The following is a 12,038-nucleotide window of genomic DNA, read 5'->3' as shown; positions in this document are numbered from 1 at the left end:
GGCTTTGCCCGGCACCCCTTTTGCATTCTGGCGAACAGCCGGGGGGCAGCGGTTTCCAGGTTTGGCGGGTCGGTGGCCACGGAAAATGCCGGATCAACACCGGTGTCGATTTGGGGTCATGCGTTACCGGATGTTGATCATTTCACGGCCGTCGTCTGTCGACCGACGCTACCGGCCATCCCCTGCGGCGAAGTGGATTGTTCCGGCCGCATTGCGCGATGCATGAGGGGAGGCCGTCAGGTAGTCCCCGGAGGGACACTCCACGGCATGGATGCCGTGGAGTAGCCTACATGGACGTACTTGCGGCGTGTCCCGGAGCGGGGCTGCCTGACGGCCTCCCCAGCACGGATGAATTGAAACGCCGCCGTTTGCAGGAACCCGATCAACGCCCGTTGATAACGAAGTCCGCGATGATCCCGGTGGCGATCGCGACCAGCAGCAGGTTGCCGCGGTCGTCGCGGATCCAGTGGTGGCCGTGCGGCGGACGACGGACGGAATAGCGGCCGTAATCGTTGACCACGTAGACCGGGCCCCGGTAGTAATCCCGGTAGCGGTGCCCACGCTGCCAGCCGTAGCCGTAGACCGGGCGCGGAGCCGGGCGATAGACCACGCGCGGCGGCGGGGCCGGACGGTGGTAGTAGCCGGGGCTGTAGTAGCGACGGTCATGGCGGGCCTCGCGGCGATCATCGCGCCATTCCCGGCGATCATCACGCCACTCACGGCGGTCGTCCCGCCGTTCGCGACGGTCATCGCGCCACTCGCGGCGGTCGTGGCCGTGGCCGCGACCGCGGTGGTCGTCGGCAAAAGCCGGGGCGACGGTTCCCACTGCCAGCAGCGCGGCAACGGTACCGACCACAATTCGATTCATGCGCATGGCGTTTCTCGCTGGGTGGGAAGTGACGCTTTCCATCATGCGGACGGCGTCTGAACGGTTTCCGGCTGGAAACGGTTTCCATTTCTCCCCGCTTGACGGCCCATTCAGGCGGCGGCAAGCCCCACCGGCCGAGCTGTCCGGCGGTTGTCACCGCTTCCGGCTATAATTGGCGACATCCCAATTCCCACTGCGACTGTTCCTGACGGAACGGGCGCAGGATTGCGCCCTCGGAGAGCCCATGTCCTCGCAATACATCTACACCATGAACCGCGTCAGCAAGGTGGTCCCGCCCAAGCGGCAGATCATCAAGGACATCTCGCTGTCGTTCTTCCCGGGGGCCAAGATCGGCCTGCTGGGCCTGAACGGTGCCGGCAAGTCGACGGTGCTGAAGATCATGGCCGGCGTGGACACCGATTTCGAGGGTGAAGCCCGCCCGCAGGCCGGCATCAAGGTCGGCTACCTGGCCCAGGAACCGGAGCTGGACCCGACCAAGACCGTGCGTGAAGCCGTCGAGGAAGGCGTCGGCGAAGTGCTGCAGGCCCAGGCCGCGCTGGACGCGGTGTACCTGGCTTACGCCGAGGAAGGCGCGGATTTCGACGCGCTGGCCAAGGAACAGGAACGCCTGGAAGCCATCCTGGCTGCCGGCGACGCGCACACCCTGGAAAACCAGCTGGACGTGGCCGCCGACGCGCTGCGCCTGCCGCCGTGGGATGCCGTGATCGGCAAGCTGTCCGGTGGTGAAAAGCGCCGCGTGGCACTGTGCCGCCTGCTGCTGCAGAAGCCGGACATGCTGCTGCTCGACGAACCGACCAACCACCTCGACGCCGAGTCGGTGGAATGGCTGGAACAGTTCCTGGCCCGCTACACCGGCACCGTGGTGGCGGTGACCCATGATCGCTACTTCCTGGACAACGCCGCCGAGTGGATCCTGGAACTGGACCGCGGCCGCGGCATTCCGTGGAAGGGCAACTACACCGAATGGCTGATGCAGAAGGACGAGCGCCTGAAGCAGGAAGACAACCAGGAAAAGGCCCGCCAGAAAGCGATCCAGAAGGAACTGGAATGGTCGCGCCAGAACGCCAAGGGTGGTCGCACCAAGGGCAAGGCCCGTCTGGCCCGCCTGGAAGAGCTGCAGTCGGTGGACTACCAGAAGCGCAACGAAACCAATGAAATCTTCATCCCGCCGGGCGAACGCCTGGGCAACTCGGTGATGGAGTTCAAGAACGTGTCGAAGAAGTTCGGCGACCGCCTGCTGTTCGACGACCTGAGCTTCCTGGTTCCGGCCGGCGCGATCGTGGGCATCATCGGCCCGAACGGTGCCGGTAAGTCGACCCTGTTCAAGATGATCACCGGCCAGGAAAAGCCGGATTCGGGCGAGATCGTGGTCGGTCCGACGGTGAAGCTGTCCTACGTCGACCAGAGCCGTGACGCACTGGAAGGCAACCACAACGTGTTCCAGGAAATCGCAGGTGGCCTGGACATCCTGAACATCAACGGCATCGAGATCCAGTCGCGCGCCTACATCGGCCGCTTCAACTTCAAGGGCCAGGACCAGCAGAAGATGGTGGGCTCGCTGTCCGGCGGTGAACGCGGTCGTCTGCACATGGCCAAGACCCTGCTGCAGGGTGGCAACGTGCTGCTGCTCGACGAACCGTCCAACGACCTGGACATCGAAACCCTGCGTGCGCTGGAAGATGCGCTGCTGGAGTTCCCGGGCAACACCTTCGTCATTTCGCATGACCGCTGGTTCCTGGATCGCATCGCGACCCACATCCTGGCGTTCGAAGGCGACTCGCACGTGGAGTTCTTCCAGGGCAACTACCGCGAGTACGAAGAAGACAAGCGCCGCCGCATGGGCGACGACGCCGCCCCGAAGCGCCTGCGCTTCAAGGCACTGAAGTAATCAGCTACCGGCCGCGCACTGCGCGGCCGGTTTGTTTCACGCTTCGATTGATTCTGCGCGAAGAGCGGCGTTTTGATTACCACATGCGGGAGCGGGCCGGATGCCCTCGCTCCGGGACACGCCGCAAGTACGTCCATGTAGGCTACTCCACGGCATCCATGCCGTGGAGTGTCCCTCCGGAGGACATCCGGCCCGCTCCCCGATAGATTTCGCAATACGGATGGCAACAGCGGCGTCCCCCGAACCGATCCGCGATACCTGGGCCTGACCATGAACTTGTTTGAACGCCTGTTTGAGCTCCAGCAACACGGCACCTCGGTGCGTACCGAACTGCTGGCTGGGCTGACCACCTTCCTGACGATGTCGTACATCGTGTTCGTCAATCCGGACATCCTCGCCACCACCGGCATGGATCCGGGGGCGGTGTTCGTGGCCACCTGTCTGGCCGCCGCGTTGGGGTCGGTGGTGATGGCGTTTGCCGCCAACTTCCCGGTCGGCATGGCTCCGGGCATGGGCCTGAATGCGTTCTTTGCGTTCACCGTGGTGGGTGCCGCCGGGCTGCCGTGGCAGCAGGCATTGGGCGCGGTGTTCATCAGTGGGCTGGTGTTTCTGGCGTTGTCGCTGACCGGCGTGCGCGCCTGGCTGGTGGCGGGCATTCCGACTTCGCTGCGCGCCGCCATCGTCGCCGGCATCGGCCTGTTCCTGGCCATCATTGCCCTGCAGAAGTCCGGCGTCATCGTTGCCAACGCCGATACGCTGGTGACCTTGGGACCACTCAACACCGCGCCGCCGCTGCTGGCCCTGGCCGGGTTCCTGCTGATCGCCATTCTTGAAGCACGCAGGGTGCGCGGTGCGATTCTGATTGGCATCCTGGCCGTGACTGCCGCCGCGTGGGCGCTGGGCGACGTGCAGTATCAAGGGCTGGTGTCGCTGCCGCCCAGCCTCGCTCCGACCTTCCTGCAGCTCGATCTGCCCGGCCTGCTCCACCACGACGGCGGCGCGCCGCTGGCCGTATTGCTGCAGGTGGTGCTGGTGTTCGTGCTGGTCGAAGTATTCGACGCCACCGGCACGCTCTACGGCGTGGTCGGACGCGCGGGCCTGCTGAAGCTGCCCGGTGCACAGAAGCGCTTTGGTCGTGCCCTGCTCGCCGACAGCACCGCCATTGTCGCCGGCTCGATGCTGGGCACCAGCAGCACCACCGCGTTTGCTGAAAGCGCCTCTGGGGTTCAGGCCGGTGGCCGTACCGGGCTGACCGCGCTGGTGGTGGCCGCGCTGTTCCTGGCCGCCCTGCTGTTTTCGCCGCTGGCGGCGATGGTGCCCGGTTATGCCACCGCCCCGGCGCTGCTGTTCGTCGCTGGGCTGATGCTGCGTGAGCTGGTGGATGTGGACTGGGGTGATCTGACCGAGTCGGTGCCTGCCGCGCTATGTGCGCTGGCGATGCCGTTTACTTATTCGATTGCGAATGGGTTGGCGTTCGGGTTCATCGCCTATGCGGTACTGAAAGCGGGTACCGGGCGCTGGCGGAATGTGCACCCGGCGGTGTGGCTGGTGGCCGGGTTATTTGTCCTGCGGTATGCGTTGGAATGACGGAGGGCCGGCCAACGGCCGGCGCTACCGATGCAACCAACCTGACCGGTAGCGCCGGCCGTTGGCCGGCCCACGCGATCCGTCATTCGGGCGGTAATTCAAACACCTGGCGCAGGTACGCCAGATACCCCGGATCGTCGCACATGCTCTTGCCCGGCGAATCACTCAGCTTGGCCACCGGCTGGCCGTTGCAGCGGACCATCTTGATCACGATGTTCAAGGGCGTCGGCCCCAGGTCGTTGGTCAGGTGCGTGCCCACCCCGAATGCCACCTGGCAGCGGCCGCGGAAGTAGTCAAACAGACGCATCACCTTTTCAATGTTCAGCCCGTCGCTGAACACCAGCACCTTGCTGCGCGGGTCAACGCGCCGCTGCTGGAAGTGTTCCAGCATGCGGTCGCCCCACGCGAACGGGTCACCCGAATCGTGGCGCACGCCATCGAACAACTTGCAGAAGTACATGTCGAAGTCGCGCAGAAACGCATCCAGCCCGACCACGTCCGACAGTGCGATACCCAGGTCACCTCGATATTCGCGCGCCCACGATTCCAATGCGGCCACCTGCGAATCGCGCAGCCGCGGCCCCAGCGCCTGGAAGGCCTGCAGGTACTCGTGTGCCATGGTGCCGTGCGGGGTCATGCCATACAGCCGCGCGAAGTGCACGTTGCTGGTACCGACGAACTGCGGGCCCAGTGCGTCGCGCAACTGCGGCAGCATGCGGGCATGCCAGTCGCGCGAGTAGCGGCGACGGCTGCCGTAGTCGGCAATGCGGCACAGCTCGAAGCCCGGCGTGTCCCGCAGCAGCGCGGTCTTGGCCTGCAGGCGGCGCTCGCCTTCGGCGTAGTCCGGGGTGCTGGTGTTGCGGAACCAGACCTCGTTGATGATCGCCAGCAACGGCACTTCAAACAGAATGGTGTGCAGCCACGGACCGGTGATGTCCAGCTCGATCTCGCCCGGTACCGTCGCCGACGGGCGCAGGTCGATGTACTTGCGGTCCAGGTGGAACAGGCCGAGGAAGTCGGCGAAGTCCGGCTTCACGAAACGCAGCCCGCGCATGTAGTCGAGCTCTTCGTCGGTGAAGCGCAGCGTGCACAGGTGATCGATCTCGGCGTTGATCTGGTCGATGTACGCTGCCAGGTCGATGCCGGGCGTGCGGCACTTGAACCGGTACTGCACCTGCGCGCCGGGATACTGATGCAGCACCGCCTGCATCATGGTGAATTTGTACAGGTCGGTGTCGAGCAGGGATTGGATGATCATGGGGGGATTATGAACCCATGTACCCACCAACGGTGGGTACCTACCGGGTGAGGATGCGGGGAATCTGGGCCGCCGCGTGCGCCCAGATCGCGCCCCACACGGCCAGCTGCACCGGCAGGCTGCGCTGCGAGGCTTCGAACTTGCGGAAGTAGCGCCACAGACCGCGGTGCTTGTGCCATTCCACGAAGAAGGGCCGCGAGCGGCTGGAGACGCCGCGCACGTGCGTCACGCGCAGATCGTTGGCAATGGCAACCACCGCACCGGCCTCGCGCGCACGGCGGCACAGATCGAGGTCTTCGGCATGCAGCCGGTAGCCAGCGTCCCAGCCGCCGATACGGTCGAACAGCGCGCGCGGCATCAGCAGCAATGCGCCGGACAGCGCCGGCACCGTCTGCAGGGACTGTGCCGGATCGGCCGGCAGCGCCAGCTTCGCGCCCTGCCCCGGATGGCGCAGCATCGCGGCGAAGTCCGGGTCACGGCGACGCACCGCTGCATCGGGCACGCCCGCCTCGTCCACCTGCTCCACGCCCAGCACGCAGTCGCCCAGCACCTCGCCGCGCGCGCGCAGCTGTGCCAGCGTCTCCGGGGCCACCATCAGATCCGGATTGATGAACGCCAGCCAGGGCGCACGGCTGTCGGCCACGCCCTGGTTGTTGGCGGCGGCGAAGCCCGGGTTGTCCGGGTTCGCGATGAAGTGCAGGCGCGGATCGGCGCTGGCGTGGCGCTGCACGATGTCCAGCGTGCCATCGTCGGAATTGTTGTCCACGACCCGGATTTCAGCGATGTCCTGCGCAGCCCGCAGGCGGGTCAGGCAGGCATCCAGCGTGCTGGCACTCTGATAGCTGACAATGATGGCGGCAATGCGGGCGGTCAAACGGGTCACTCCGGATCAGGCGGAACGGGCGCGGCAAACAGATCGCCCTGCGAGCGCGGCATTATCGCCTGTTGCCGCAGGTGCTGCAGCGCTTCGCGGGTGGCCCGCAGCGGGTCGGCCATCAGAAATCCGGCCAGCCGCGGTGGCCAGGCCGGCCAGCGCGTGCCCAGGGCTTCCATGTCGCCTTCCTGCGCCTGCGACTCGCCCTCACGTGCCACGAAAGCGTTCTCGCACAACGCATTGCGCCAGCCCAGACCGGCCATGCGCAGGCTCAGGTCGATCAGCGCGGCACTCCACGACGCATAGCTGTGCATGTCCAGGCCGCCTGCCTTGCGCCGGGCATTGGCCCGCAGCAGCACGGCATGCGTTACCGCCGAAGGCAGTTCCGGATGCAGGCTGGGCAGCGCCGCACAGGCCTGGGCCATCGCATCCAGGTGGTCCGGCACCGGGTTGATCTCGCCCAGCCGCGGCCACGCCGCCGTTTCGCCGGCGTTGCACCAAGGAGTTGCAGATCCGATTGAGGCGTCGCGGGCGAAACAGGCCTCGAGCTGCTGCAGCCAGCCCGGTGCCGGCACCGCATCCGGGGCGAGCACCACCACGTCGGTGCCATCGCAGGCGCGCAGCATCTCGTCCAGGTGCGCCACCTCGCCGATCGCGCGCGCGCGGCGGGTGTATTCGGCCTGCAGCGGCGTGTGCGCCAGCCAGTGTTCGATCACCGCCTGTGCGCGTGGGCCGGCCTGGCCGTCGTCGGCGAGCCAGATCGCCGTGCCGGCCGCAGTGCCCGCATCCAGCGCACCCAGGCACCGGTCCAGCGCGGTGTCATCCACGCCGATCGGCAGCAACACGACTGTCCCCATCCGTCCCCCAACGCGTGGCATCCACGCGCAGGGTAACAGCCCGGCTGCGAAGGCGGCAGCCGGTTGCGCCGCTTAGTTGGTCGCCTTGCGGGTCGGGAACGGCTCCATCGCGCGGAAGCGATTGCTGTACTCGTCAGTCAGGCTGCGCGACTCCTGCGCGTTGCGCACGATGGTCGGGGTCAGCAGCACGATCACTTCCGAACGCCCGCTGTTCTGGGTTTTCCTGCCAAACAGTGCGCCCAGCACCGGAATCCGGCTCAGGCCCGGTACGCCATTGGAGCCGTCTTCATCCTGGTTGGTGATCAACCCGGCCAGCATGATGGTGTCACCGCTCTGCACCGCCGCCTCGGTGGAGATCTTGCGGGTGTTGATCGGCGGATTGCAGGTGCTGCGCGCGGGGTCGCAGCCGGCCGGCACCGCACCGGCGGAACTGACCTCCTGCACGATGTCCAGGAACACCACGCCATCGCGCGTGATGCGCGGACGCACCTTCAGGATCACGCCGGTGTCCAGGTACTGCACCTGGCTGTAGGTGTTGTCGCCGCCGACACCGGTGTTCACCGATACCGAGTTGATTGGAATCTGGGTGCCCACGTTCAGGGTGGCCTCGGCGTTGTTGCGCACGAAGATCGAGGGCGTCTGCAGCAGGCGCAGGTTGGTCACTTTGTCCAGCGCGGTGACCACGGCGGCGGCGTTCTTGCCCAGGAAGGTCCAGCCGAGCCCGCCTTCGCCGACCTGACCGGAGATGCTGCCCCAGATTGAACGGCCCAGGGCGCTGGGCAGGTCGATGCCGCTCTCGGTCTTGCCGGTGGTCACTGCCTGCTCGAAGAACCAGTTCACGCCGTAGCTGAGGTCGCCGGTCAGCGCCACTTCGGCCACCTGCGCTTCGATATGCACCTGCATCGGCATCACGTCGAGCTTCTCGATCACCTCGCGGATCGAGCGCCACGCCTGCGGCGTGGAGCGAACCAGCAGGGTGTTGGTTTCTTCCACCGCCGAAACGCCGACGCTGTCGCCCTGCACTTCCAGATTGAAGCTGGCATTGCCCGACTGGCGCTGCGGCAGGTTCATGGTGCCGTCGCCCAGTCCACCGTTGCGGCCGGTGCCGCTGCCGCCGAGCGTGGTGTTGTCCAGGCTGCCGCCGCTGGTCCCGTCGCGGCTGCTCAACTCCTGCACGATGGCACCCGGTGCCAGCGACCCGCCGCCGGTGCGACCGCTGCGCCCACCTTCGCTGGCGAAGGCTTCAGCCAGGCGCTCGGCCAGGTCCTTGGCCTTGACGTAGCGCAGCTCGTAGGAGAACAGCCGCGCATTGCCACCGGCGGTATCGATCCGCTCCAGCCACTGCTGGATCTGGTCCAGATAACGTGCCTGCGGTGTGATCACCAGCACGGCATTGGCATTTTCCAGCGGCAGGAAACGGAACATGCCGGCGCTGGGCGTTTTGCTTTCTTCGCCGAACACTTTCTCAAGATCGGCGGCGACCTGCTCGGCCTTGCCGGTCTGGATCGGGAACACGCCGACCGACATGCCCGACAGCCAGTCGACGTCGAAGATCTCCACGGTGCGCAGGTAGTTTTCCAGTTCCGCGCGGGTGCCGCCCAGGGTGATCACGTTGCGGCCGCTGTCGACATTGACGATGGCGTTGGGCCGCGCGTATGGCTCCAGCACCTTCTTCATCTCGGTGGCCGAAATGTACTGCAGCGGCACCACCCGCACCTCGAAACCGCGTGCGTTGGCCGGCGGTGCGGTGCTGGGGGCGACCGTCCCGGCCAGCGCCTGGTCGGCCGCCACGATGTTGTAGCGTCCGCCGCTGTAGACCATGCGTGCGTTGTTCCAGCCGAGCACCATTTCCAGCAGGTTCAACGCCTGTGCCGAAGACACCGGCTTGGGCGTGGCCAGGGTCACGGTGCCCTGCACACCGGGGGCGATGACGTAGTTCTGGCCGAGCATGTCACCCAGGATCGCCTTGACCACCGCATGCACCGACTCACCTTCGAAGTTGAACGTGGCGCTGCCGGTACTGGCCTGTGACAGCGCCGGCGACGGGGCTGATGCGGCACTGCGGTTGATCATGGTGCCGGTGCCGCGGCGGATCACCGCCTGCGGACTGCCCTCGCTGCCGAGCGCCTGGGTATCGACGCCGTCGTGGGAACCATCGCCGGCTGCCACCTGATGGGTGCCGTCGAGTACGGCATCGCGGCGCACTTCCGGTGCCGGCACGGTGGCGCAGCCCACCAGCAGGGCGGCCGCGAATGAAAGAGAAAATAGGCGCAAGGTCATGCGTTCACTCTAAGGGTTTTGACCGGAGCCGCCCGCGGGCGGTCGCTGTGACTGTTGCTGTTGCTGCTGCAGTTGCTGGCGACGCGCCTGGATGCGGGCGCGGATGGCCTGCATCTGCGCTTCGCTGGGTCCCTGCGCAGCCGGGTTGCCGGCATTCTGTGCCGGTGCAGGAGCCGGCGCAGGGGCCGGTGCGGGACTGTTGCCGGTGAAGCGCGTCGCTGGCGGTCCGTTGGCAGGCGGCGGTGGCACCGGCGTTGCAGTGGGCTGACCTGGACGCGCAGCAGCGGTGCCCAGCACCGTCGGCGGCTCGCCGCCCTGCCCGCTGAAGGTCACCAGTTCCAGCGTCTGCGTGCCACCGGGACCGGTGACGGTGGCGCTGCGCGGTTCGAGTGCCAGCAGCTGCCAGCCGTTCACCGCTTCACCGTTCAGGCGCAACCGCAACGATTGCTTCTGGTCGGTGGTGAGGATGGCCATGCCGAATTCAGAGGTCAGCAGCACGCCGGTCAGGGTGACCGCGCTGCTGCTGGCACCCGCTTCGGCACCGCCGAGCAGATACGGGCGCGGCTTGCGATCTTCCGCGAACAGCGGTCGCGCGGCGATGTCGGCATAAGCCTCTGGCGAAGTGATGCGGTCGGGGGCGGCCGGAGCCAGCACCGGCAGGCGCGGGGTCTGCTGTGCGTCGGCGTCGGGCGGCGCGATGCGCCCGCCGAGTCCGAGCAGCGTCGCCACCCATATCGCCCCCGCCCACAGTGCCACACCGCCCAGCCACCAGCTGCGCAGGGACGCCCACTCAATCTTCATGCGGAGCCTCCTCTACCGGTTGGCTGGAGGCGGCATCGGCGGCGGCCGGATCGGTCGGTGCGCCCATTGCCGCGCCGGGACCATCGGCGGTGGGCTGCAGGCCGGTGGGCTCCAGGCCGGTCGGTTCGGGAGCCGCGACGGCGGGGCTGATGGGTGCCGGTGCGGCCGCGCTGCCGTCGGCCCCGATGCCCGGCTGCAGGTAGCCGACCAGTTCAAACGACACATCCAGGCCGAGACCGCTTTCGTTGGGCGATTGCTGGAAGCGCTGGGCGAGCAGATTCAGATTGCCGACGAACAGGCGCGGACTGCCGGTTTCCAGCGTGTGCAGCACGGCCGCCATTTCCGGCACGCCACAGCGCAGCCGGACCTGCAGCGCAACCCGCGGGAAGGCTGCGTCACGCGCGGTATCGGTCAACGGCGAGCGGTTGCTGATGGTGCAGCTGCGGTTGCCCGGGCTGGCCGAGGCCACCGCGTCCTGCAGCCGCGAAGACAGTGCGGCGGCGGCCGACTCCGCGGTCGCCTCGCGCAGGAAACCAGGGCGGCCCGCCAGGGTGGCACGCACCTGCCGCAGCTGTTTTTCAACCGCATCGCGCTGCTGCAGCTGGGCATCCACGCGCAGCTGCCGTTCCTGCAGCTGGGTGATGCCCTGGTTGATGTCCAGCAGCGGCCGGGTAAACCACGGGTGTACCAGCAGCAGGTAGGCCAGTACCAGCGCGGCCAGCAGCAGGGCCAGCGCCAGCCAGCGGTCACGGCGCGTCGGCAGCATTGCCATCGGCAACCTCCGTGGCAGGAGTGGCAGCAGGCGGGGCGGGCGTTGCGCCAGGCAGGGGCTGCAGCTCGGCGGTCAGGGTGAAACGGTCGCGACCGCCAGCCCCGCCGTCGGCCTGCAGCACGCCGGTCAGGTTGACCTTGGTCCACAACGGCGAGGCCTGCAGCAGCGGTACCAGCTGCGACGCTTCGCGACTGAGCCCGATCAGCTGCAGGGTGCGGCCTTCGACCGAGAGTTTTTCCAGGTAGGTGCCGTCGGGCAGCAGGCGGGTCAGCTCGTTCCACACTTCCAGGGTGCTGGGCTGGGCACTGCGCTTTTCTTCCAGGAAGGCCGCGCCGTCCACCAACTGCTGCAGCTGCTGGCGCTCGGCGGCAACCGCGCGTGCATCGCGCGCCGCGGCGTTGACCTGGTCGCGCAGCTGGTCGGCCGCGTTTTCGCGGTTGGCCAGCAGCTGCGTGCCGGCCAATGCCAGCAGCAGCACCGTGGCGCAGCCCAGCAGCAGATTCCAGCGCCGCATCGGATCACGCGCCACGTGGCGCTGCGAGGCTGGCAGCAGGTTCACCCCCAGCGGCTGGCCGTTGCCATCGTCGGCATCCACGCCGGCCAGCAGGCCGGCCCAGCTGCCGGACTGCTGCAGCCACTGCTCCATTGCCTGGCGGGGAATGACCACCAGTTCTACCTGCAACTGCCCGTCCGCCAACGGTTCACCTTCGCGCACGTCGTAATGCACCTGCGCCTGTTCGAACGGGGTCTGCCGGTCGATCTCGAAACCCACCACATCGCGCACGCGGGGCGCGGCGGCAGCGGGCAGTCGCAGCGGACGCCGCAGCACCGC

The 12,038-nt window shown here is 67.2% G+C and carries 10 protein-coding genes; 2 read left to right on the top strand and 8 right to left on the bottom strand.

Annotated elements, in window-relative coordinates; all coding sequences use genetic code 11:
* Positions 1-382: 382 nt before the first annotated feature.
* Positions 383-874 (bottom strand): RcnB family protein, encoded by a 492-nt coding sequence (locus EGJ34_RS07815; RefSeq protein WP_125359934.1) that lies wholly within the window; start codon positions 872-874, stop codon positions 383-385.
* Between the two features lie 238 nt (positions 875-1,112).
* Between EGJ34_RS07815 and ettA the strand changes: the two genes are divergently transcribed.
* Together ettA and EGJ34_RS07805 are read left to right on the top strand one after the other, a co-directional pair.
* Entirely contained in the window at positions 1,113-2,777 is a 1,665-nt protein-coding gene (ettA, locus tag EGJ34_RS07810) for an energy-dependent translational throttle protein EttA (protein ID WP_125359933.1), read from the top strand.
* A gap of 270 nt (positions 2,778-3,047) precedes the next feature.
* Positions 3,048-4,364, top strand: a complete 1,317-nt coding sequence (locus tag EGJ34_RS07805) for an NCS2 family permease (RefSeq protein ID WP_125359932.1) — start codon at positions 3,048-3,050, stop codon at positions 4,362-4,364.
* Between the two features lie 82 nt (positions 4,365-4,446).
* Here EGJ34_RS07805 and pncB read toward each other — a convergent pair whose 3' ends face one another.
* The 7 genes from pncB to EGJ34_RS07770 form a co-directional block, all read right to left on the bottom strand.
* On the bottom strand, positions 4,447-5,622 hold the full coding sequence (pncB, locus tag EGJ34_RS07800) for a nicotinate phosphoribosyltransferase (protein WP_125359931.1): 1,176 nt from the start codon (positions 5,620-5,622) through the stop codon (positions 4,447-4,449).
* Positions 5,623-5,662: 40 nt separating this feature from the next.
* Positions 5,663-6,496: a glycosyltransferase family 2 protein gene (locus EGJ34_RS07795; protein ID WP_125359953.1), complete on the bottom strand. Its 834-nt coding sequence runs from the start codon at positions 6,494-6,496 to the stop codon at positions 5,663-5,665.
* Between the two features lie 5 nt (positions 6,497-6,501).
* On the bottom strand, positions 6,502-7,353 hold the full coding sequence (locus EGJ34_RS07790) for a glycosyltransferase (RefSeq protein ID WP_125359930.1): 852 nt from the start codon (positions 7,351-7,353) through the stop codon (positions 6,502-6,504).
* 72 nt (positions 7,354-7,425) lie between these two features.
* Positions 7,426-9,633 carry a type II secretion system secretin GspD gene (gene gspD / locus EGJ34_RS07785; protein WP_125359929.1) on the bottom strand — a complete coding sequence of 736 codons (2,208 nt, stop codon included), beginning with the start codon at positions 9,631-9,633 and terminating at the stop codon, positions 7,426-7,428.
* A gap of 9 nt (positions 9,634-9,642) precedes the next feature.
* Positions 9,643-10,434, bottom strand: coding sequence for a general secretion pathway protein GspN (locus tag EGJ34_RS07780; RefSeq protein WP_125359928.1), 792 nt, complete (start codon positions 10,432-10,434; stop codon positions 9,643-9,645).
* Positions 10,424-11,200, bottom strand: a complete 777-nt coding sequence (gspM, locus tag EGJ34_RS07775) for a type II secretion system protein GspM (RefSeq protein ID WP_125359952.1) — start codon at positions 11,198-11,200, stop codon at positions 10,424-10,426. The genes EGJ34_RS07780 and gspM overlap by 11 nt, the downstream gene beginning before the upstream one ends.
* Positions 11,181-12,038, bottom strand: an 858-nt coding sequence (locus EGJ34_RS07770; RefSeq protein WP_125359927.1) for a PilN domain-containing protein, incomplete at its 5' end; no start/stop codon positions are given. The genes EGJ34_RS07770 and gspM, both read right to left, overlap by 20 nt.

This window comes from Stenotrophomonas sp. 278 (assembly GCF_003935715.1).
GTDB classification, from domain to species: domain Bacteria; phylum Pseudomonadota; class Gammaproteobacteria; order Xanthomonadales; family Xanthomonadaceae; genus Stenotrophomonas; species Stenotrophomonas maltophilia_AH.
Note: the sequence above shows the minus strand (reverse complement) of the source record. Positions and strands in the feature narration are given on the sequence as shown.

What these genes read in the sequence shown, in the direction of transcription:
- EGJ34_RS07815 (WP_125359934.1), bottom strand. Translation starts at nt 874, where the DNA reads ATGCGCATGAATCGAATTGTGGTCGGTACCGTTGCCGCGCTGCTGGCA.
- ettA (WP_125359933.1), top strand. Translation starts at nt 1,113, where the DNA reads ATGTCCTCGCAATACATCTACACCATGAACCGCGTCAGCAAGGTGGTC.
- EGJ34_RS07805 (WP_125359932.1), top strand. Translation starts at nt 3,048, where the DNA reads ATGAACTTGTTTGAACGCCTGTTTGAGCTCCAGCAACACGGCACCTCG.
- pncB (WP_125359931.1), bottom strand. Translation starts at nt 5,622, where the DNA reads ATGATCATCCAATCCCTGCTCGACACCGACCTGTACAAATTCACCATG.
- EGJ34_RS07790 (WP_125359930.1), bottom strand. Translation starts at nt 7,353, where the DNA reads ATGGGGACAGTCGTGTTGCTGCCGATCGGCGTGGATGACACCGCGCTG.
- gspD (WP_125359929.1), bottom strand. Translation starts at nt 9,633, where the DNA reads ATGACCTTGCGCCTATTTTCTCTTTCATTCGCGGCCGCCCTGCTGGTG.
- EGJ34_RS07780 (WP_125359928.1), bottom strand. Translation starts at nt 10,434, where the DNA reads ATGAAGATTGAGTGGGCGTCCCTGCGCAGCTGGTGGCTGGGCGGTGTG.
- gspM (WP_125359952.1), bottom strand. Translation starts at nt 11,200, where the DNA reads ATGCTGCCGACGCGCCGTGACCGCTGGCTGGCGCTGGCCCTGCTGCTG.